This is a genomic window from Oscillibacter sp. PC13, from assembly GCF_900115635.1.
In the GTDB taxonomy this organism is placed as follows: domain Bacteria; phylum Bacillota; class Clostridia; order Oscillospirales; family Oscillospiraceae; genus Oscillibacter.
Map to the genome: position 1 here is coordinate 101566 of NZ_FOXE01000002.1, position 20471 is coordinate 122036.

Below are 20471 nucleotides of genomic sequence, written 5' to 3' on the forward strand. Positions count from 1 at the left end.
TGATTCAGAATGAGTGTTTTGACGAACGGAGCGGATTCTGAATCATTCGTCGTCGAAACCAGCGTCCATATCCGCGCCGGCATCTTCCGGGGCGTCCTCAAATTCGAAGCCGGACTCCTGGAAGTCAGCCTCCTCAGCGAAGGCGCGGTGACGGTCATCGTCGGCATCCATCCGGGCCAGATTAAAGGTATCCATGGCGTCCTCATCGTCCTTGAGCTCGATAACACCGCCGTCCTTATCCAGCACCTGAATGTCCAGGCACAGGGACTGCAGCTCCTTCACCAAAACCTTGAAGGACTCAGGCACGCCGGGCTGGGGCACATTGTGGCCCTTGACAATGGCCTCATAGGTGCGGACACGGCCCGTCACGTCGTCGGACTTGACAGTCAGGATTTCCTGCAGGGTATAAGCCGCGCCGTAGGCCTCCAGGGCCCACACTTCCATCTCACCGAACCGCTGGCCGCCAAACTGGGCCTTGCCGCCCAGCGGCTGCTGGGTGACCAGGGAATAGGGGCCGGTGGACCGGGCGTGAATCTTATCGTCAACCAAGTGGTGCAGCTTCAGGAAGTACACATAGCCGACGGTAACTTTATTGTCAAAGGGTTCGCCGGTGCGGCCGTCGTACAGCACGCTCTTGCCCTCGGGATCCAGGCCTGCCTCTTCCAGCATGGCTTTGATGTCCTCTTCCCGGGCACCGTCGAAAATGGGCGTTGCCACCTTATAGCCCAAAGCGTGGGCAGCATAGCCCAGATGGACCTCCAGCACCTGGCCGATGTTCATACGGGAAGGCACGCCCAGGGGGTTCAGCACGATGTCCAGCGGTGTGCCGTCAGGCAGGAACGGCATATCCTCCTGTGGCAGGACCCGGGATACAACGCCCTTGTTGCCGTGGCGGCCGGCCATCTTGTCGCCCACCTGGATTTTACGGCGCTGGGCAATATAGACCCGAACCACCATGTTCACGCCAGGCCCCAGCTCGTCGCCGTTTTCCCGGGTAAAGACCTTGGTATCCAGCACAATGCCGCTCTCGCCGTGAGGTACCTTCAAAGAGGTGTCGCGGACCTCCCGTGCCTTCTCACCGAAGATGGCGCGCAGCAGACGCTCCTCGGCGGTGAGGTCGGTCTCGCCCTTGGGCGTCACCTTACCCACCAGAATGTCGCCGGACTTCACTTCTGCGCCTACGCGGATAATGCCATTTTCGTCCAGATCCTTCAAGGCGTCCTCGCCCACGTTGGGGATATCCCGGGTGATCTCCTCAGGTCCCAGCTTAGTGTCCCGGGCGTCAATCTCAAACTCCTCAATATGAATGGAGGTATACAGATCTTCCCGGACCAGGCGCTCGTTCAGCAGGACAGCGTCCTCATAGTTATAGCCTTCCCAGGTCATAAAGCCAACCAGAATGTTCCGGCCCAGTGCAATCTCACCTTGATCCGTGGCCGGGCCGTCTGCCAGAACGGTGGGATCCTCCCACTCGCCCTTCTCATTCAGGCGCTTGCCGTGTACGCGCTCACCAACCTCCACAATGGGTCGCTGGTTGATGCAGGTGGTATGGTTGGAGCGGAGGAATTTGGTCAGCTTATAGTCTTTCGTCTCGCCGCTGTCATACTTGACGGTGACATGACGGGCATCCATTGCGGAAACCACGCCGTCACCCTCGGCCAGCACAGCAATTTCGGAGTCAATGCAGATTTTATGCTCCATGCCGGTGCCCACGATGGGGGCCTCCGGACGCAGCAGGGGCACGGCCTGCCGCTGCATGTTTGCGCCCATCAGGGCGCGGTTTGCATCGTCGTTTGGCAGGAAGGGAATCATGGCCGTTGCGATAGAGACCATCATCCGGGGAGAGACGTCGATATAGTCCACCATCTCCCGATCCACTTCCACAATCTCATCCCGGTGACGGGCTGTGATACGGGCGTTGATCAGGCAGCCATCCTCGTCCAGGGGCTCCGCAGCCTGGCCGACGATGTAGTTGTCCTCTTCATCGGCAGTCATATAGGTGATATCCAGGGCAACCTTTCCGGTGACCTTGTCCACCGCGCGGTAAGGTGCCTCAATAAAGCCGTACTCGTTGATGCGGGCATAGGTGGCCAGGTAAGAGATCAGGCCGATGTTCGGGCCTTCCGGCGTTTCAATGGGGCACATACGACCGTAGTGGCTGTAGTGAACGTCCCGGACCTCCATGTTGGCACGCTCGCGGGAGAGGCCGCCGGGGCCCAGTGCAGAAAGACGCCGCTTGTGGGTCAGCTCTGCCAGGGGGTTGGTCTGATCCATGAACTGGCTCAGGGGGCTGGAGCCGAAAAACTCCTTGATGGCGGCGGTGACCGGCCGGATATTAATCAGGCTCTGGGGCGTCACGATATCCAGATCCTGAATGGTCATGCGCTCCCGAATCACCCGTTCCATCCGGCTGAAGCCGATACGGAACTGGTTTTGCAGCAACTCACCCACACAGCGCAGGCGGCGGTTGCCCAGGTGATCAATGTCATCCTTAACGGAGACACCGCGGGCCAGACCATTCATATAATTGATAGAGGTGAGGATATCGTCAATGATGATGTGCTTGGGAACCAGATCGTCCTTGTGGAGGCGGATTTGATCCTTCAGCTCCTCTCCGCTGTACTGGCCCAGAAGCTCCTGCAGTACTTCATAGCGAACCCGCTCCTTGATGCCGCACTCCGCCAGCGGATCAAAGTCCACATAGTGGCTCAGATCGCACATCTTGTTAGAAATGACGCGCAGGGGCTCACCATCTGCATTGATGGTAACCTCCGCCACACCCACAGTGTCCAGCAGACGGGCGTCCTCCTTGCTGAGAAGGTGCCCCTCGTCAAAGAGAATCTCGCCCGTGGCAGGATCCGCCACAGGATAGGCCAGCTGATAGCCGGTGACCCGCTGCCACAAAGACAGCTTCTTGTTGAATTTATAACGGCCCACGATGGACAGATCGTAGCGCCGGGGATCGAAGAACAGGTTGTGCATCAGGGTCTCGCTGGCCTCCACCGTGGGGGGCTCGCCGGGACGCAGCTTCCGATAAATCTCCAGCATAGCGTCCTCGTAATTTTTGCAGGGATCCTTTTCGAGCGTGGTCACAATCCGGGAATCGTCGCCGAACTGCTCCAGAATCTCCGCATCTGTCTTAAGGCCCAGCGCGCGAATCAGGCAGGTGATGGGAATCTTCCGGTTCTTGTCGATCCGGACCCAGAATACCTCATTGGCGTCGGTCTCATACTCCAGCCAAGCGCCGCGGTAGGGAATCACGGTGGCCGTCAGGATGGGCAGGTCGGTCTTCAGATCCAGCTCCTTGCCGTAGTACACACCGGGGGAGCGGACAATCTGCGAGACCACCACACGCTCCGCGCCATTGATAACGAAGGTACCGGAATGGGTCATCAAGGGGAAATCTCCCATGAAGATCTCCTGCTCCTTGATCTCCTCAGTCTCCTTGTTCCGCAGGCGAACCTTCACCTTCAGGGGGGCAGCATAGGTGGCGTCCCGGGCCTTGCACTCCTCCACATCGTACTTGGGGGCCTCATCCATCTTATAGTCGATGAACGTCAGCTCCAAGTTGCCCTGATAGTCGGTAATTGCCGCCACATCGGCAAACACCTCCCGCAGGCCGGTGTTCAGAAACCACTGGTAAGACTTTTTCTGGATCTCCAGGAGATTCGGCATCGGCATGACTTCCTCATGCCGGGCAAAGTTCTTACGAAGGGTCTTTCCGTAGTACTTGTCTTTGGCCATCTTCTCATTCACCTTTCTTCTGCGCAGGCCGCGCCCTGTCCGGCGGGTTGGCGCAAATTGTTTTTCAGAAAGCAGCGGGGCACAGAATTCTTACACAAGCATTTCGATACACGCGGCATTGTTGTTAAAATTTCTATTTTCCGCTATTGCATTATCATGGGGAATATGCTATTCTAAGCACAGTTCATAGAGACTGGCGGGTTAGCCGCCATTATCAGATAAGCGATTAATTTTACCATATTTTTTTTATGATGTCAAGGCTTCATTCTGTACAGTCGGGTGAAAATACCGGCTGTTTTTTTATATTTTTCTGTCAAATAGCGCAAAAAAAGGCCATCCTAGTTCGGATGGCCTTCTGCAGGCAGTCTTTAATCGTATAGTTCCTCGTCAGCGTAGTCGTCGTATTCAGAGCTGAATTTCTTGGTCAGCCGCTTCTTCATTCCGCAGCAGCCCACAGACAGGTCGTGCCAGCCGCCGATCAGCAAACAGACAAATGCGGCGAATGCCAGACTGGCGCCGATGATCTTCATGACCATGCGTGCAGTTTTGCTCATATCATATCCTCCTACTTCCGGGCAGTCTCATGATTGTATTATCATACACCGTTTTTCCAACTTTTACAACCGTTTTTCCAGAGAATTCTTTTCAGACGTTCCCGATTATCCATAGATGTCTTCAATTGCAATCCGATCCCCAATCAAAAACGGCAGGAACTTTGCCATTAGCGGAATATACGCAGCCACGAAAACGAGCGATGCCGCCCATGCCGCCGGCCGCTTCCTGCGGGCGGGCAGGACAATGCCAATCAGGATTCCCAACGCACAGATACAGAACTTTAAAAGGGCCATATCCTTCCAGGTACAGATATCTAAAAACCGATCTGCCGCGGCGAAAAGCTTACTCATTGTACATGCCTCCTCGTCAGGCAAACGCCATGCGCCATCGTGCCATCTGCGTCTCCTGCTACTTCTTTTTCATTTTACCACATGCTGTTTCAAAAAGAAAGCCCCTGAACTGTAAAGAATCCAGACCGGGCTGCCGGCATCTTCCCGGCAGCCCGGTTTTTCGCGCTTATTGGCGGTGGTGCTTTGTGACCTTTTGATCGATGGTCAGAATCTCCCCGTCCGGCTCATATTCCACCTTGATATAAGCGGACACCTTCGGCGCGCCAGCCCGGATGGCAACGTGCTGGCACTCCTTCACAATATCCATCAGCTGATCGTAGTCCTCTCCTTCAATCGCCGTCTCATAAGGGCCCACATAATAGTGCAGTCCCGTGCTTTTGATATAGGCGATTACTTCGTCCACGATACGGACCAGCTCTTGATCGTTTTCTGCTGCCGGCAGTGTCTGAATGGCAACACTTGCTCTCATTCTCTCAATCCCCCTGTTTCATTGATCCGATATGCCTGAAAGACCCCCGCCGGACATTCCAGCGGGGGTAGACACGCATCCTTCCATGCTCCCTACGCTGGCATTACCCAGATCAGGTTTCCAGGGTCACGAAAAAACATCCGTCTCTCAGCCTGTTCCTTCAGGCTCCCCCGCTTTCGGTGATTTCGTTATACGGCGCTTTCTGCCAGTTGTCAAGCGTCATACGGCAGTGATGTGTGCTCAGCCCAGCAAAAGCTCTTTATGGGCAAGAACTTCCTCCAGATCCGCCATATTGTTCACCAGATTGTCAACGCCTCCGGCGTCCGGCTTTGCTGCGGCGGCCGCCTCCAGCTCAGCAATCATTTTGGCGGTTACCTCTGCATCTGGTTGGGCTTTGTCAACCGTCTCCAGGTATTTCTCGCACGCTTTCAAAAGCTTTTCATTCGGCGTTCCGGAGGGAAAACCGCAGAAAAAATAGGCGTCCATCTTAAACTTTTCGTTGGCAAGGATTTCCCGGATTTTGGATATCAGCTGTTCCTTCATCGGCGTCGCATCATGCTCGGTGACTGAGGTGCTCATCATAAAATTCTCCTCCCGTATATGGCTGGACACTTTGCAGCTTTTTTATATCAACTATGTGTTACCATCTGACATATTTTCTGTCAAGTCAAATCTATCAGATCCACATGATTTTTATCCGGCGTTTTACAGATCTTTATCGCCAAAGGCCCTGCAATCCGCTCTTTTTCTTTTGCATATTCGGTTTCTCAAAAGGGCTTTCGGCAGGGTTCTTCCATGCCGCTCAGTATGTGAAGCGGTGCTGTCCAGATGCACAGCAGCACTCACATAGGATCTGTTTTTACAAGCAGCAGACACGTCTCCACGTGGCGGGTGCCGGGGAACATATCCACCGCGCAGGCCCGGACCGCCCGATATCCAAACTCGCCAAAGCTCTTTACATCGCGGCCCAGGGTAGCCGGGTCGCAGGAGACGTACACCACCCGCGCAGGGCCCATTTTTGCGGCGGACGCGATCACCTCCGGAGCCAGCCCCTTGCGGGGGGGATCCACGGTGATAACGTCCGGCCGCAGGCCGTCCTCTTCCAGCTTGGCGGCAATCTCCGCCGCGTCCCCGCAGAAGAATTCCGCATTTCGGATGCCGTTCCGGCGGGCATTCTCCTCCGCGTCGGCAATGGCGGGCGGGACAATCTCCGCGCCGATAACCCGCTTGGCCTTTGCCGCCATGCAGAGGGTAATGGTGCCGGTGCCGCAGTACAGATCCAGCACCGTCTCCTCCCCTGTCAGTCCCGCAAACTCCAGCGCCTTACGGTACAGCACCTCCGCCTGGTCCCGGTTCACCTGATAGAAGGACGGAACCGACAGCTTGAAAGAAAGGCCGCAGAGATCGTCCATCAAAAAGTCCTGGCCCCAGATCGTGCGGTACTTCTCTCCCAGAACCACATTGCCCCGCCGGGTGTTGGTATTCAGCACCACACCCAGAGTCTTTGGCGCCGCAGCCCGCACCAGAGCGGCAAGCTCCGGCTCCCGGGGCACCTGGCGGCCGTTGGCCACCACGCAGCAAAGGCTCTCCCCTGCCCGGTTCACCCGGACATAGATGTGGCGGATGAGTCCCTTGCCGGTCGTTTCGTCATAAGCGGGGATTTGATACCGCTTCATCCAGTTTCCCACTGCCTGCGCCGTCCGGTCCGAGGCCTCCGGCTGGATCAGGCACCGCTCAACCGGCACCACCTGGTGGCTTCTGGCCCGGAAGAAACCGATGGCGCTGTCCGCCCCCACGGGATACTGGCTTTTGTTCCGGTAGTGGGTTGGATTTTTCGCCCCCAGGATTTCCTCCACCGCGAGATCCACGCCGCCGATGCGGGCCAGGGCGTCCTGTACCCGCTGGCGCTTGGCGCGCAGCTCCTCTTCATAAGTCAGGTGCTGAAAGTCACACCCGCCGCACCGGCCGTACCATGGGCACTCCGGCTTGGCCCGCTCCGGCGAGGGGCTGTGGATCTTCACAATCTCCCCTGCCGCCGCAGTTTTCATAACCTTGGTAATCCTCAGATCAACGGTCTCTCCCCGGACGGCCTGGGGCACAAACACCACAGCTCCGGAAAGCCGCACGATGCCGAGTCCCTCGCTGGAGTATCCCTCCACCGTGCCGGTATATGTTTTTCCCTGCTGTAATCTCTCCATAGTCCCGTCCTTTTCGTGGTTCAGCGCTGGTCACTGCGGCCAACCAGGTAGTCCAACGTTACATCGAAATAATCTGCCAGAGCAACCAGCCCCTCATAGTCCGGGCGGCGGTCGCCCCCTTCATAGTTTTGATAAGAACGAATCTTAATGTCCAAAAAATCCGCCATCTCCCGCTGGGTAAGATTCTTCTGTTTCCGCAATTCCCGCAATCTCTCTGCAAATTTTATCATAAGCGTGCAATCCCCTTGACATGTTCATTCTGAGCGTATATAATAAACGCGCACAGAACGAGCGTAATTGGAGGAACTCAAAATGACTGACCTCATGCAGCTCCTGTATCAGTATACCCTGGAAACCGGCTTCACCTGCCGCCTGAATACCCGGGAATACCGGGATCTGGGCGGGCTGATTGATCGGCTGGCCGCCCAGCTTCAGCAGAAGCTGGGCAGCGACACTTGGGATACACTTAGAAAATACCAGGATGCCCTTGCAGAACAACGGGACGCGGAGCTGGAAGCCCTGTTCCTGGCAGCACTGGATACCGCCAAAGCCCTGCGGTGAATTACGCCTCCCACTTTTCCAGGAGCTTTCGCAGCTGGTCGGCAAAGCTGGCAAGGCTCTTGTTGTCCCGGCCCTTGGAGCGCTTGATCGCCTCCACGAGCATCTGGCCAACTGCCACAAGCCGCTCGTAGGCCGGCGTGGACCTGGGCTGGCCGTCGAAGGATTTGATCTTCCGATCCGGCAAATATCCTGGGGCCAGCTGCTTGTTGGACAGCAGGTCATAGACCTCCGTATACTGGGGGGCGTGGGCCTCAAAGCCCATGCCCGCAATCGTCTGGGCAAAGAACGGCGCCACCTCCCGGTCACCGTGAACCACGAAGACATGCTGGGGCTTGGGCTCCTTGAAATCCGCAATCCAGCTGAGGAGATGATCCCGGTCCGCATGGGAGCTAAGGCCCTGGAAATTCACAATTTTGGCATTAACTGCGATTTCCTCGCCAAAGAGCTTCACGCTCTTGGCCCCCTCCAGCAGGTGGCGGCCCAGCGTCCCCTCTCCCTGGTAGCCCACAAACACCACGGTGCACTCCGGGCGCCAGAGGTTGTGCTTCAGATGATGCCGGATGCGGCCCGCGTCACACATGCCGGAGGCGGAGATAATCACCTTGGGCGTCCGGTCCTCGTTCAGGGCCTTGGACTCCTCGCTGGTCTCCGTCATGCGGAGGTTGGTGAAGTTGAACATGTGGGTGCCGTCCTTCACCAGCTTCATGGCATCGTCGTCCAGATAGCCATGGAGATCCCCTGTGAAGATGGTGGTGGCCCGCTTGGCCAGGGGCGAGTCGATATACACCGCAAAATCCGGGTTGCTCTTCACCAGCTTGGCATCCTTAATTTCCCGGATGAAGTACAAGAGCTCCTGCGTGCGTCCCACGGCGAAGGAGGGAATGATGACGTTGCCGCCCTTGGCCATGGTTTCGTCGATAATCCGCGCCAGATCATCGGTATAGCTCCAGACCTCCGTGTGGTTCCGGTCACCGTAGGTGGACTCCATCACCACATAGTCGGCCCCATGGAAGTGAACCGGATCCCTGATAATGGGCTGCTTGATATTACCCAGATCTCCGGAGAACACAATCCGCTTTTTCACACCGTTTTCCGTCAGATCCATGGCGATGCAGCTGGAGCCGAGCAGATGGCCGGCATCCACAAATTCCACCTCCACGCCGTCGCACAGATCGACAATCTGGCCATACTCGCAGGTGGTCATGAACTCCCGCACCCGCTGGGCATCCTCAATGGTGTACAGCGGCTCCACATGGGGTGCGCCGGAACGCTCGCCCTTGCGGTTCTTCCACTCGGCATCCTGCTCCTGGATATGGGCAGAATCCAGCAGCATGATGTCCAGCAGCTCGGCCGTCAGCCGGGTGGTAAGAATCCGGCCCTGGAACCCCTGTTTAATCAGCATGGGGATACGGCCGGAGTGGTCGATATGGGCGTGGGTCACCAGCAAATAATCAATGGTATTTGCCGCAAACGGAAACTCGGCATTGGAAACCTCGTCCCGCCCCTGCTGCAGACCGCAGTCCACCAGAATGCGCTTGCCGTTTACCTCCAGGCAGTGGCAGCTGCCGGTCACACATTGATCCGCGCCGAAAAAGCTGAGCTTCATGGATGATCCTCCTTACGAAGTAAAATCGTGCCGCAACATGCGGCATCCGTACATCAACGGTATTTTTTGCATATACTTGTTGAATAGTTTAGCACAAAACCGCAAGCAGGGCAAGCCCTCCGCCGTCCTGCCGGCAACGTGGGCGGTGTGGCCGGGGCCAGGCTGCTGTGCTTTTCAGGAGGTCAGGAAGAAGTTTTGCATTTCATAGGCACTTCCCACAAGGCGGTGGAAGGTTTCTCTTAAAATTGTGAACTTTTTGTGGAAAATCCGTTTTTTCTTTGCATTCCATGGGCAAGTGTGTTATGCTACTCTTGCTTTTTTGTGGGCTGCCACTTATTTAATCTTATTAAACTATAAAAACCGCAGAGTCGAAGCGTTTTCCCCATCCGGGAACGCCTGTTTCCCGCGTTCTTCGCGGAACGCCCGGGAATTTGGAAAGGAAGTTACAAGTTTATGGGTCTGATGAAAAAACTGTTTGGTGACTACAGCTCCCGGGAGCTGAAGTCCATCTATCCCATTGTGGATAAAATCGAGGCCATGGAGGATGCATACAAGGCATTGACTGATGCCCAGCTCCAGGCCAAAACGGCAGAATTCAAGAACCGCCTTGCAAACGGTGAGACGTTGGATGATATTTTGCCTGAGGCCTTCGCCACCGTGCGGGAGGCGGCTGGCCGCGTTCTGGGCATGCGCCACTACCGGGTTCAGCTGGTTGGCGGCGTGGTGCTGCATCAGGGGCGGATTGCCGAGATGAAAACCGGTGAGGGCAAAACCCTGGTGGCAACGCTCCCGGCCTATCTCAACGCCCTGACGGGCCGCGGTGTCCATATCGTCACCGTCAATGACTATCTGGCCAAGCGTGACTCCGAGTGGATGGGCAAGGTGCACCGCTTCCTGGGGCTGAAGGTGGGACTCATCGTCCACGGCCTGACCACCAAGGAGCGGCAGGAGGCCTATGCCGCCGACATCACTTACGGCACCAACAACGAGATGGGCTTCGACTATCTGCGGGATAATATGTGCATCTACTCCTCCGAGCTGGTGCAGCGGGGCCACGCCTTTGCCATCGTGGATGAGGTGGACTCCATTCTGATTGACGAGGCCCGGACCCCCCTCATTATCTCCGGCCAGGGAGACAAATCCACCCAGCTGTATGACATGGCGGAGATGTTCGTCTCCCGCCTGAAAAAGCAGGTGGTGGTCCAGGTGGACAATAAGGAAGAAGACGAGGATATTGATGCGGACTACATCGTGGACGAGAAGGCCAAAACCGCCATGCTGACTGCCCGGGGCATCAACAAGGCGGAGGAATTTTTCCATGTAGAGAACCTGTCTGATCCCACCAACGCCACTCTTTCCCATCACATCAACCAGGCCATCAAGGCCCACGGCGTCATGAAGCGGGACATCGACTATGTGGTAAAGGACGGCGAGGTCATTATTGTCGATGAGTACACCGGCCGTTTGATGTTCGGCCGCCGGTACTCCAACGGTCTGCATCAGGCCATCGAGGCCAAGGAGCATGTGACGGTCGCCAGCGAGAACAAGACCCTTGCCACCATCACCTTCCAGAATTACTTCCGGCTGTACGACAAGCTGTCTGGCATGACGGGTACTGCCATGACCGAGCAGGAGGAGTTTGCCACCATTTACAACCTGGACATCATTGAAATTCCCACCAACCGGCCTAACCAGAGGGATGACCACCACGACGTGGTATACAAGACGGAGGCCGGCAAATATCGGGCGGTGATCCAGCAGATCAAAGCGTGCCACGAAAAAGGCCAGCCGGTGTTGGTGGGTACCGTGTCCATTGAAAAGAACGAAATGCTCTCCGCCCTCCTGGCCAGGGAAGGAATTCATCACAACCTGCTCAACGCCAAAAACCATGAGAAGGAAGCAGAAATTGTAGCGCAGGCCGGCAAGCTGGGTGCTGTTACCGTAGCCACCAATATGGCTGGCCGCGGCACCGATATCATGCTGGGGGGCAACGCCGAATATCTGGCCCGGGCGGATTTGATGAAGGCCGGCTATTCGGAGGACGTCATTACCGACGCCACAGGTTATGCGGATACCGACAATCAGGAGATCCTGGCTGCCCGAAAGCTGTTTGCTGAGAAAATGGCCCAGCACAAGGCGGTTATCGCCGAGGAGGCCGAGCAGGTCCGCACTGCCGGGGGCCTGTTCATCATCGGCACCGAGCGCCATGAGTCCCGCCGGATTGACAATCAGCTCCGTGGCCGTGCAGGCCGGCAGGGAGACCCCGGTGAGACCCGGTTCTATATCTCTTTGGAAGACGACCTGATGCGCCTGTTCGGCGGCGATCGCATCCAGAACATGATGGAAAAATTTGATCTGGATGAGGATACCCCCATCGAGAACAAGATGCTCACCAAGGCCATTGAAAATGCCCAGACCACCGTGGAATCCCGAAACTTCCAGTCCCGGAAGTCTGTGCTGGAATACGACGATGTCATGAACAAGCAGCGCGAAATTATTTATCAGCAGCGCCGCGAGGTTCTGGACGGCAAGGACATCAAGGAAACGATCCTGAATATGATGCGTACCTCTATCACCAACCATGTAGCAATGTCCTTTGGTGAGCGGCAGGCCTTGGATCTGGCCGGTTGTCGGGAAATGATGCGCGGCTTGGAGGGAATGTATTTCGCCAAGGATCTGTTCCAGTTCACCGAAGATGATGTGGTGGAAAAAAACGAACAGGACTTTGTGGATATGTTCTGTGCGGAGGCCGAGAAGACTTACGAGGCCAAGGAGCTTGAGATCACGCCCCAAGTCATGCGGGAGCTGGAACGGGTCATCATGCTCCGGGTAGTAGACGAGTACTGGATGGATCACATTGACGCCATGGACGACCTGAAGCAGGGCATCCGCCTGCGGGCCTACGGCAACACCGATCCCGTCATAGCCTATAAGCAAGAGTCCCTGACCATGTTTGAGGAGATGGTCGCCGCCATCCAGAACGAAACCGTCCGCCGGATGTTCTCCGTCCGTCTGAAGAAGGATGAAGAAGTGAAACGGGAGCGGGTGGCCAAGGGTATGGTGGAAAATGTGGGCGGAGATGGCACCGCGCCAAAGAAGCAGCCCGTCAAGGTCAACAAAATCGGCCGCAACGATCTGTGCCCCTGCGGCAGCGGTCTAAAGTGGAAGAAATGCACCTGCAAGGAATACCACGATAACTAAATCGCCCAGGGCCCCTGTTCTCCTGCCGGAGGGCAGGGGTCTTCCCATCAATTGCTCAGGATAAATCGGAGGTTTTTATGCCCTTTAAAATTCATGAAGAAAGCGGCCTTGTGTGGCTCACTTCTTCTATGCTGAGTGGTGTGCATCACGGTTTTTCCACCCGGCAGGGCGGTGTCAGCAGCCCGCCCTTTGACTCCCTGAATCTGGGTATTGGCCGCGGAGATGATCTTGCTGCCGTGCAGGAAAACTACCGGCGCTTCTGCACTGCCGTGGGCACGTCCCCGAAAGAGGCCGTGCTTTCGCAGCAGACCCACAGTTCCAATATCCGCACTGTGACACAGGCGGATGCAGGGAAGGGGCTGTTGTGCCAGCGGGATTACCGTGACGTAGACGCCCTGATTACCCGTGTACCCGGTCTTGCCCTCACGGTGTTTTCCGCAGATTGCGGCATTCTTTTGCTATACGACCCCATTCAAAACGCGGCTGGGGCCGTTCATGCCGGGTGGCGCGGCTGTGCCGCCGGCATCGCAGAAAAAACAGTCCGGGCCATGGGCGAACAGTTCGGCAGCGCTCCTTGCGATCTGCTGGCCGCCATCGGTCCCTGTATCCAGCTGTGCTGTTTTGAGACAGATGCGGATGTCCCTGAAGCCATGAGGCGTACTCTTGGTGCGGATGCTGAGCCATATCTTCAATGGCGAGCGCCCAAATGGCATGTGGATCTTGCAGGTCTGAACCGCCAGTGGCTTTTGCGGGCCGGCCTGCTTCCCAGCCACATTGAAAACTCCGGTCTCTGCACTGCTTGCCGTCCGGATCTGTTTTGGTCCCACCGAAAAATGGGAGAAGCCCGCGGTGCTCAGGTCGCCATGATTTCTTTGAACTCTCCCGTTTGAGAGGAGCAACTATGAAACAACGCCTTTGTAAACTTGTCGTGCTTCTCCTGCTTCCTCTCCTTTTAAGTGGCTGCTGGGATGCGGCGCCGGAGCCGGAAAACAGCGGCTCCCTTCTGCCGGAGGGAGCGGAGGACACCTCTTCCGCGGAGACAAAGTTGAGTCTTCCATCCGCTTTCTCCTTGCCTTATCTGTCAGAGCAAACCTTGGATCCCGTCACCTGTGCAGACGGAATGCAGCAAGTGGTGGGAAGCCTTTTGTATGAAAGCTTGTTTGAACTGGATGAAACCCTGGAGCCCCAGCCCGTGCTGTGCAGCAGTTATACCTACCAGCCCGAATCCTTCACCTATACCTTCACTCTGCGCGACGGTATTACCTTGTCCGACGGTTCGCCCCTTACCGCCGCAGATGTGGCGGCAACTCTGCAGCGGGCCAAAAACTCGGAGCGCTACCGTGCCCGTCTGGAACAGGTCATCTCCATCACCGGAAGCGGCCAGAATGTCACGGTAGTTCTAGGAACAGCCAATACCGGCTTTCCTGCCCTGATGGACATTCCCATTGTCAAGTCCGGCACGGAAGGCAGCCTAGCCCCGGTCGGAACAGGCCCCTACTGTCTGGCCCAGGAGGAGGGCTCCAGTGTCTGCCTGCGCCGCAACAGCAGCTGGTGGAAGGGGAAAAGCCAGCCGTTGGATCGCATGATGCTTTCCCCGGTCAGCGATCAGGACACCATGTTATATCAGTTCACTTCCCATGACGTGCAGCTGATTACTGCCGATCTCACCGGAACAGACTCTATCAGCGCCACCGGCAACGTCAGCTTTCAGGATGCGGATACGACGGTCTTGCAATACGTTGGTTTCAACACCCAGCGGTCCACTTTTCAGGATGCAGCCCTCCGAAGAGCGCTGAGTCTTGGCATTAACCGCAGTACCATTGTCAGTGCTTTTCTCTCAGGCCATGGTGTCGCCGCCCAATTTCCGCTTTCACCGCTGTCTCCTCTCTATCCGGAGGATTTGGAGACCGCATACTCCTATGACGCCTTTTCCAGCGCCATGGAAGCCAGCGGCCTCAACAGCGGCAAAAGCATCCATATCACGATGATCGTCAATGCAGAAAACAGTTTTAAGGTTTCTGTGGCAGAATACATCGCCGCAGCGCTGTCTGCTTTTGACCTGCAAATCTCTGTCAAGGCGCTGCCATGGGAAGAATATACTGCTGCTCTGGCCGCCGGAGACTATGATCTTTACTACGGCGAGGTTAAACTTACCGCTGATTGGAATTTAAAGGCACTGCTCGGAACCGCCGGAAGCCTGAACTATGGCCGCTGGTCGGATGCCCAGACGGATCTGCTTTTGACGGCATACGCATCTTCCAGTGCTCGAAAGGCCGCTATGCAGGCGCTGTGCGCCTATTTGCAGCAGCAAATGCCCATTGCGCCGGTGTGCTTCAAATCCACCTCTGTGCTGGTGCAGACCGGTGTGGCTGAGGGTCTGTCCCCTACCATGTCAAATCCGTTTTATAACCTGCCCTCCTGCTCCTTTCATCTGTCCGAGGAATAGCGGTTTTTATTTTCAAGCGGGGCTTGGAGATAAAACTTGTTCATCTGGAGTTCTCTGTGCAAACCACGATCATAAACCCTCAGTGCACACCGTCGAAGACGGCTTATGCGCATAAAAAGCAACGTAAAATATTCTTTTAAAATGAACAAGGCGTTGAGCTTCCAAATCGGATGCCTAACGCCTTGTTCTTCCTTTATGCCTTTCAATCCGTATTAAACCGCAAACATGGTATCCAAAACCTCCGTCTCTGTAATGGAGCCGAAGTAAGTCTGCAGCGGGGCGCGATCCAGCACTGCTGCCACGTCCTCTCTCCTGAAGGGGCAGCCCTGCAGCGCCTGCACCAGCGTATCCAACGGTGAAAGGGAGAGAAAATCACCATAAAATCGAATTTCCGAAATCCGCCCCGCCGCCACCTGCACGCCAATTTCTAAAATCCCCCCGTCCCACTTACGCTTGTTTGTTACGGTAAATTGGGGAGATCTGCCGAAATTCCACTCCCAAGTGTCATACTTCTCCGTCTTCAGCTGCCGGACCTGTTCCAGTTCTGCCGGTGTCAGGCGGCCAGGTTCCAGTTCTCCGCCGCCAAAACTGGTTTTCAAATACTCCCAGAATGCGGGCAGCTCCATGTCTTTTTTCAAAAAAGACCGAATATTTCCCACGCGGGTTCGAACCGATTGCGTGCTTTTGGATTGGAATTTAATCGGATCCGCCCGCAGGGCTCCGGCAATCATATCCGGATTGGAGTCAAACAGAAGCGTACCGTGGTGCAGTACCCGTTTTCCAAGCAGCCGCTGTGCTGTTCCGGAGACCTTCCGCCCCTCCACCAGGATGTCATTCCGTCCAGAGGCCTCTGCCTGGAGTCCCAATCCCTGCAATGCCTCTACCACCGGACGGGTAAACTGCTGATAGGTAATGGTTTCCGCATGTTCCACATCTGTAATAAAGGAATAGTTCAAGTTGCCCAGATCATGATAAACTGCACCGCCGCCGGTCGTCCGCCGGACCACGTGAATTCCGTGGGCCTCGACAAATGGCCGGTCGATCTCCGCTTCTGCATTTTGGTTTTGTCCGATGACAATGGTATTGTCGTTTTGCCAGAGGAGCAAATAAGGTCTGTCCTTCCGGTTTTGGAGAATAAATTCTTCAAAGGCCAGATTGTATGCCGGATCGACACTGCCCGTCTCCAAATACATGGTTTTGTTTTCTTTCATGGTGCTTCCTTCCGCCTTGTCACATAGCAGCAGGAACAGGGACGCACCTTTCGGCATGCCCTGTTCCTGCCATACAGTTCTTTTTAAAAATCGGTCAAATCAGCAGACCGCTTTTCCAGGAAGGCAGTCATGCCCTCTTTCTTGTCATGGGTGGAGAACGTGAAGCCAAAGGCATCCGCTTCCATCTTCAGGCCGTTGGTCAAATCCATATCCATGCCGGCGTTGATCACGCTCTTCGCCATGGAAACGGCATAGCTGCCCTTGCTGAGAATCTTTGCCGCCATCTTGCGGCAGGCGTCCATCAGTTCCTCGGCGGGAACCACTTTGTTGACCAGGCCGACCCGATAGGCCTCCTGTGCGTCAATTTTGTCGCAGGTGAAGATCAGTTCCTTGGCGCGGCCCTTACCAATCAGGCGGGCCAAGCGCTGGGTACCGCCAAAGCCGGGGATAATACCCAAGCCGCACTCCGGCTGCCCGAACACTGCATTTTCAGCCGCCACACGGATGTCGCAGCTCATGCAGATTTCGCAGCCGCCGCCCAGGGCGTAGCCGTTCACCGCTGCAATGGTCACCTGGGGCATGTTCTCCAGCTTGTTGAAGGTCTCCAGAGCCAAAAGGGACATGGCGCGCCCCTCTGCCGGTGTTGCATTGACCATTTCAGAAATATCCGCGCCGGCCACAAAGGACTTGGCACCAGCTCCGGTCAGAATCACCACCCGCACGTCCTTCCGCTTTTCCAGCTCCGTAAAGCAGGCATTCAGCTCGGTCAGCGTTTCGGTATTCAGGGCGTTCAGAGACTTCGGCCGGTTAATGGTGACGGTAGCAATTTGCTCCGCGACCTCCAGGATGACATTGTTCATGAGAACTCCTCCTTTTATCATTGCTTGTTAATTATCGAACAGATATGTTTATCATAGCGGTCTTCGCCAAGAAAGTCAATTGTCACCACTTATGAAAACGACTGCTTCCGATCGATATTTTGCTCAAAGGGACATACTGGATCAGGTACCCCTTTTCTCCTGCTGCATCCGTATTTTTTCTTCACCTCTGTGATGAATCGACCGTGGAACCAGCAGGCCCGGTAACAGACAGACTGCATAATCTCCTTGTCCGCCCAAATAATCCGGCAGTCCTCCCATGCTGTGATTGCGGTCTCCGCCAAGCAGTTTTCTGTGTTTTCCGCCCACGGCACCGCAAAAACAGCACCGCTGGCGATGTCAGCTGTCTCTTTGCCGCACGACAGACGCGCAGAACCGGAGAGTAGATATCCGATCCGGCTGCCAATGGCAGCTGTTCTCCCCTCCGGAAGCCGTTCAGCCTCCATGTCAAAGCAATTCGACAGGACGTTCAGCTCCGCTTCTCCCATCCAACTGAACAATTCCTCTTTCAGAAGTTCCTCCATGGGAAGTTTCATAGAATGTTTTCTCCTTTTGGTCCGTCCATTGCGGATTGCACCTGCTTTTCAACACCGCGTTTTTCTCACTTTTCTCAGAATAGAAGTGTCTGTTCCGGGTCTGTCAGAGCTTTCAGCTGAAAGGAATTTGTTCCTTGAAGTTCTCTTTCCGTCATTGGCCGCAGGCTGGTCACGTCATCCTCTGCAAAGGGGATGTGATAGAGCACCGTCGTCTCCGGGCGAACGGCCTCCAGCAGGTGCCGCCCGTCGGGATGCGCAAAGAATAAGGGCGTCACAAACATCGCCGTCAGATTTTCAAGTGCGCAAAGCGCCTCCCGGTTTTCCTGGGATCCGTCCGCGTCCGCCGCAAAGAGAAATTGTTTTTCCCCCAGTGTCAGCGAAACGGCGCAGTGCTCCACCGCCGCATAGGTTCTCCAGTCCAGATGCCGGCTGGAAATGTAGGTGGCACTGCATCCGTCTGCCAGCGGAATGCAAAGCCGCCCCCCACCCTGCAGGTGGATCTCATGAAGAACGCCCTTGGCAGCAGCCTTGGGCAGCGGCCTCCGATCCTCCAAATAGGAGTCCGGATCCTCTCCCGCCCGTGGAACAAACAGTCCCCGCAGGCGGTTGTTGGCCGCATACTCATCCGCATAGACCGCGCTGAAGTGATCGGTATGCCGGTGGGTAAACAGCAGAAACTCCACACCCCGAAAAGGGCTGTTCATTCCAAATACGGCTTTTTGAATCTCTTTCCGGGGCGGCGTAAAGTACGGATTGTTCCCATAAATTCCGTCTATCAGGAACCGCAGCCCACGGTACTGTACCAACACGCCGGAGTTGGCCACCAGCTGTATGGATACCGTCGTCATCTGTCTTACAGCTGAATTGGTTCGAAGACCTTAACGCCTCTGTTGGGCTCCAGACGGCGGCTCATATTGATGTGATCCATCTCGCCGATCACCATCTCCACGGTTGTAAGAACACGGTTGCCCTCCTTAAAGTGTCCGCCGTATTCCTTGCCGCTCTCATCGGCAAAGGATGCGTGGATATGCAGGGAAATAGCTCCGTCCTCCTCTGTGCAGATGATGCCGCCCATGGAGATCAGTTCAATCGGGCAGGGCAGTTCAATGGGATCGCCATAGGCATACAGCCCCGGCTTATCGGCCAGCTCCTCCGGATCAAAAAAGCTGCAGCCCTGCAGGCTGCCGATGGCGGAGATAATCACGCCGTGGCCGATTCTATTGTCCTCGCAGAATTTTTGGAGGCCCAGCATGACATCCTCACCCGGTTCAAAGCGCACCGCGTAAATATTCTTAAAAGAACCCTTTGCAAATTTCATGATGTTCCTCCTCAGGCGTGAATGGCTCTGCCAAGTGCATCCAGGCAGGCCTCCCGGATGGCCTCCGCCACGGCTGGATGGGGATAAATGGTGCACTCCACATCCTCCAAAAGCAGCTCAGAGGCAATCAGCTGTGTTCCAACGGTCACCAGCTCCGCTGCGCAGGGTCCCTCCATATGCATTCCCAAAATGGCGTGGTCCTTCTTCTCAGAGACAATCTTCACAAAGCCCTCATTTTTGCCCATGGCCAAAGACTTGCCGTTGCCCACCAGATTGAAGTTCCCTACCAGCACGTCATAGCCGGCGGCCCTGGCCTCCTCTTCCGTCATACCGACGGAGGCCACCTCATTGTCCACGAACACCACCTTGGGCACTGCGTTGAGGTTCAGCTCCCGATTTCCACCGGCGATGTTCTCCACCGCTACCGTGCCGCCCTCAAAGGCGGTGTGGGCCAGCATGCCCTGTCCTGTGATGTCGCCGGCCGCATAGATGCCGGAAACGGAGGTACGCATGCGGCTGTCCACCCGAATAAAGCCGCGGTCCATGCGGATTCCCAGCTCCTCACAGCCAAGGCCCGCGCTGTTGGCCCTCCGGCCGGTGGATACCAGCACATATTCTGCGGTGACGGTGCCCTCGGCGCCGTTCTTTTCGTAAGTCACCACCTTCTGGCCGCCCTGGTCGCCAACGGATTTCACCTTGGCCCCCAGTTCCACCCGGATATGCTCCTTGGCAAACTGCTTGGCCGTGGCCTCCGCCAGGGCGCTGTCCATATTGCCCAGCAGGTGGGGCAGCATCTCAATCACCGTAACCTGGCAGCCGAAGGCGTTCAGGATACTGGCGAACTCACAGCCGATGACGCCCCCGCCAATCACAGCCAGGCTCTTGGGCATGTCCTGCAGGGACAGCAGATCCGTGCTGTCGATGACCCGCTCGCCCTTCAGTCCCGGGATTGGCGGCACTGCATTGGAAGATCCTGTTGCAATCAGAATATTTTTGGTCTGATAGACCATTCCGCTTTTGGTGTCCTTCACCTGCTTTGCGGAGAGGAGCTTGGCCTCTCCAAGAATCACATCTACCTTATTTTTCTTCAGAAGGTATCCGACACCGTTCACCAGCTGCTTTACAACGCCGTTCTTGCGTTGAATCACCGCGGAGAAATCCACGCCGCTCAGCGCGGACTGAATACCGTACTTCCCGGAATCCCGGATTGTATTGGCCACTTCCGCACTTTGGAACAATGTCTTAGTCGGAATGCAGCCCACATTCAGGCAGGTGCCGCCCAGGTGCTCCCGTTCCAGAACGGCAGTCTGCAGCCCCAACTGGGCGGCCCGGATGGCCGCCACGTAACCGGCGGGACCGCCGCCAATTACCATTAAATCATATGTTTTATTCGTCACA

The 20471-nt window shown here is 56.1% G+C and carries 18 protein-coding genes and 1 riboswitch; of the genes, 4 read left to right on the plus strand and 14 right to left on the minus strand.

The genetic code is table 11. The annotated features are described in order from the left end of the window. Positions 1 to 42 precede the first annotated feature (42 nt). The 7 genes from rpoB to BMZ81_RS01435 form a co-directional block, all read right to left on the minus strand. Positions 43 to 3744 carry a DNA-directed RNA polymerase subunit beta gene (gene rpoB, locus BMZ81_RS01405; protein ID WP_091127820.1) on the minus strand — a complete coding sequence of 1234 codons (3702 nt, stop codon included), beginning with the start codon at positions 3742 to 3744 and terminating at the stop codon, positions 43 to 45. A 368-nt stretch (positions 3745 to 4112) separates the two neighbouring features. Further along, on the minus strand, positions 4113 to 4298 hold the full coding sequence (locus BMZ81_RS01410) for a hypothetical protein (protein ID WP_091127822.1): 186 nt from the start codon (positions 4296 to 4298) through the stop codon (positions 4113 to 4115). 105 nt (positions 4299 to 4403) lie between these two features. Further along, on the minus strand, positions 4404 to 4649 hold the full coding sequence (locus BMZ81_RS01415) for a permease of phosphate ABC transporter (RefSeq protein ID WP_091127823.1): 246 nt from the start codon (positions 4647 to 4649) through the stop codon (positions 4404 to 4406). A gap of 166 nt (positions 4650 to 4815) precedes the next feature. Next, positions 4816 to 5118 carry a thiamine-binding protein gene (locus BMZ81_RS01420; RefSeq protein ID WP_091127825.1) on the minus strand — a complete coding sequence of 101 codons (303 nt, stop codon included), beginning with the start codon at positions 5116 to 5118 and terminating at the stop codon, positions 4816 to 4818. Between the two features lie 72 nt (positions 5119 to 5190). Continuing rightward, positions 5191 to 5300, minus strand: a riboswitch (TPP riboswitch). A 58-nt stretch (positions 5301 to 5358) separates the two neighbouring features. Then, positions 5359 to 5700: a hypothetical protein gene (locus tag BMZ81_RS01425; RefSeq protein WP_143072720.1), complete on the minus strand. Its 342-nt coding sequence runs from the start codon at positions 5698 to 5700 to the stop codon at positions 5359 to 5361. A gap of 260 nt (positions 5701 to 5960) precedes the next feature. Further along, positions 5961 to 7316, minus strand: coding sequence for a 23S rRNA (uracil(1939)-C(5))-methyltransferase RlmD (gene rlmD / locus BMZ81_RS01430; protein ID WP_091127828.1), 1356 nt, complete (start codon positions 7314 to 7316; stop codon positions 5961 to 5963). 20 nt (positions 7317 to 7336) lie between these two features. Then, positions 7337 to 7546, minus strand: coding sequence for a helix-turn-helix domain-containing protein (locus tag BMZ81_RS01435; RefSeq protein ID WP_091127829.1), 210 nt, complete (start codon positions 7544 to 7546; stop codon positions 7337 to 7339). Between the two features lie 82 nt (positions 7547 to 7628). Between BMZ81_RS01435 and BMZ81_RS01440 the strand changes: the two genes are divergently transcribed. Further along, entirely contained in the window at positions 7629 to 7877 is a 249-nt protein-coding gene (locus BMZ81_RS01440) for a hypothetical protein (protein ID WP_091127831.1), read from the plus strand. 1 nt (position 7878) lies between these two features. Here the strand turns inward: BMZ81_RS01440 and BMZ81_RS01445 are convergent, their stop codons facing one another. Continuing rightward, entirely contained in the window at positions 7879 to 9483 is a 1605-nt protein-coding gene (locus BMZ81_RS01445; RefSeq protein ID WP_091127833.1) for an MBL fold metallo-hydrolase RNA specificity domain-containing protein, read from the minus strand. Positions 9484 to 9936: 453 nt separating this feature from the next. Between BMZ81_RS01445 and secA the strand changes: the two genes are divergently transcribed. The 3 genes from secA (at position 9937) to BMZ81_RS01460 (ending at position 15130) form a co-directional block, all read left to right on the plus strand. Further along, the gene (gene secA / locus BMZ81_RS01450) at positions 9937 to 12684 is read left to right on the plus strand and encodes a preprotein translocase subunit SecA (protein ID WP_091127835.1); all 2748 of its coding nucleotides are present in this window, start codon (positions 9937 to 9939) and stop codon (positions 12682 to 12684) included. Positions 12685 to 12761: 77 nt separating this feature from the next. Beyond that, positions 12762 to 13574, plus strand: a complete 813-nt coding sequence (gene pgeF, locus BMZ81_RS01455) for a peptidoglycan editing factor PgeF (RefSeq protein ID WP_091127837.1) — start codon at positions 12762 to 12764, stop codon at positions 13572 to 13574. An 11-nt stretch (positions 13575 to 13585) separates the two neighbouring features. Continuing rightward, positions 13586 to 15130, plus strand: a complete 1545-nt coding sequence (locus tag BMZ81_RS01460) for an ABC transporter substrate-binding protein (protein ID WP_091127838.1) — start codon at positions 13586 to 13588, stop codon at positions 15128 to 15130. A gap of 212 nt (positions 15131 to 15342) precedes the next feature. Here BMZ81_RS01460 and BMZ81_RS01465 read toward each other — a convergent pair whose 3' ends face one another. The 6 genes from BMZ81_RS01465 to lpdA all read right to left on the minus strand — a co-directional run bounded on the left by BMZ81_RS01465 (position 15343) and on the right by lpdA (position 20470). Next, positions 15343 to 16398, minus strand: a complete 1056-nt coding sequence (locus BMZ81_RS01465) for a lipoate--protein ligase (protein WP_242942533.1) — start codon at positions 16396 to 16398, stop codon at positions 15343 to 15345. A gap of 26 nt (positions 16399 to 16424) precedes the next feature. Beyond that, on the minus strand, positions 16425 to 17201 hold the full coding sequence (locus BMZ81_RS01470) for an enoyl-CoA hydratase-related protein (RefSeq protein ID WP_091127840.1): 777 nt from the start codon (positions 17199 to 17201) through the stop codon (positions 16425 to 16427). Between the two features lie 89 nt (positions 17202 to 17290). Beyond that, positions 17291 to 17755: a cupin domain-containing protein gene (locus tag BMZ81_RS01475; protein WP_091127841.1), complete on the minus strand. Its 465-nt coding sequence runs from the start codon at positions 17753 to 17755 to the stop codon at positions 17291 to 17293. A gap of 74 nt (positions 17756 to 17829) precedes the next feature. Beyond that, positions 17830 to 18603, minus strand: a complete 774-nt coding sequence (locus tag BMZ81_RS01480; protein ID WP_091127843.1) for an MBL fold metallo-hydrolase — start codon at positions 18601 to 18603, stop codon at positions 17830 to 17832. A gap of 5 nt (positions 18604 to 18608) precedes the next feature. Continuing rightward, complete coding sequence (locus BMZ81_RS01485; RefSeq protein ID WP_091127845.1) at positions 18609 to 19073, minus strand: PPC domain-containing DNA-binding protein; 465 nt, start codon at positions 19071 to 19073, stop codon at positions 18609 to 18611. 11 nt (positions 19074 to 19084) lie between these two features. Next, positions 19085 to 20470 (minus strand): dihydrolipoyl dehydrogenase, encoded by a 1386-nt coding sequence (gene lpdA / locus BMZ81_RS01490; RefSeq protein WP_143072721.1) that lies wholly within the window; start codon positions 20468 to 20470, stop codon positions 19085 to 19087. Between the last annotated feature and the right edge of the window lies 1 nt (position 20471).

Bases quoted from the DNA above. Each gene is read 5' to 3' on its own strand.
- BMZ81_RS01410 (WP_091127822.1), bottom strand. From the start codon at position 4,298: ATGAGCAAAACTGCACGCATGGTCATGAAGATCATCGGCGCCAGTCTG.
- BMZ81_RS01460 (WP_091127838.1), top strand. From the start codon at position 13,586: ATGAAACAACGCCTTTGTAAACTTGTCGTGCTTCTCCTGCTTCCTCTC.
- BMZ81_RS01435 (WP_091127829.1), bottom strand. From the start codon at position 7,546: ATGATAAAATTTGCAGAGAGATTGCGGGAATTGCGGAAACAGAAGAAT.
- BMZ81_RS01425 (WP_143072720.1), bottom strand. From the start codon at position 5,700: ATGATGAGCACCTCAGTCACCGAGCATGATGCGACGCCGATGAAGGAA.
- BMZ81_RS01445 (WP_091127833.1), bottom strand. From the start codon at position 9,483: ATGAAGCTCAGCTTTTTCGGCGCGGATCAATGTGTGACCGGCAGCTGC.
- BMZ81_RS01420 (WP_091127825.1), bottom strand. From the start codon at position 5,118: ATGAGAGCAAGTGTTGCCATTCAGACACTGCCGGCAGCAGAAAACGAT.
- BMZ81_RS01440 (WP_091127831.1), top strand. From the start codon at position 7,629: ATGACTGACCTCATGCAGCTCCTGTATCAGTATACCCTGGAAACCGGC.
- BMZ81_RS01480 (WP_091127843.1), bottom strand. From the start codon at position 18,603: ATGACGACGGTATCCATACAGCTGGTGGCCAACTCCGGCGTGTTGGTA.
- BMZ81_RS01475 (WP_091127841.1), bottom strand. From the start codon at position 17,755: ATGAAACTTCCCATGGAGGAACTTCTGAAAGAGGAATTGTTCAGTTGG.
- rlmD (WP_091127828.1), bottom strand. From the start codon at position 7,316: ATGGAGAGATTACAGCAGGGAAAAACATATACCGGCACGGTGGAGGGA.
- BMZ81_RS01485 (WP_091127845.1), bottom strand. From the start codon at position 19,073: ATGAAATTTGCAAAGGGTTCTTTTAAGAATATTTACGCGGTGCGCTTT.
- BMZ81_RS01465 (WP_242942533.1), bottom strand. From the start codon at position 16,398: ATGCCGAAAGGTGCGTCCCTGTTCCTGCTGCTATGTGACAAGGCGGAA.
- BMZ81_RS01470 (WP_091127840.1), bottom strand. From the start codon at position 17,201: ATGAACAATGTCATCCTGGAGGTCGCGGAGCAAATTGCTACCGTCACC.
- pgeF (WP_091127837.1), top strand. From the start codon at position 12,762: ATGCCCTTTAAAATTCATGAAGAAAGCGGCCTTGTGTGGCTCACTTCT.
- secA (WP_091127835.1), top strand. From the start codon at position 9,937: ATGGGTCTGATGAAAAAACTGTTTGGTGACTACAGCTCCCGGGAGCTG.
- BMZ81_RS01415 (WP_091127823.1), bottom strand. From the start codon at position 4,649: ATGAGTAAGCTTTTCGCCGCGGCAGATCGGTTTTTAGATATCTGTACC.
- rpoB (WP_091127820.1), bottom strand. From the start codon at position 3,744: ATGGCCAAAGACAAGTACTACGGAAAGACCCTTCGTAAGAACTTTGCC.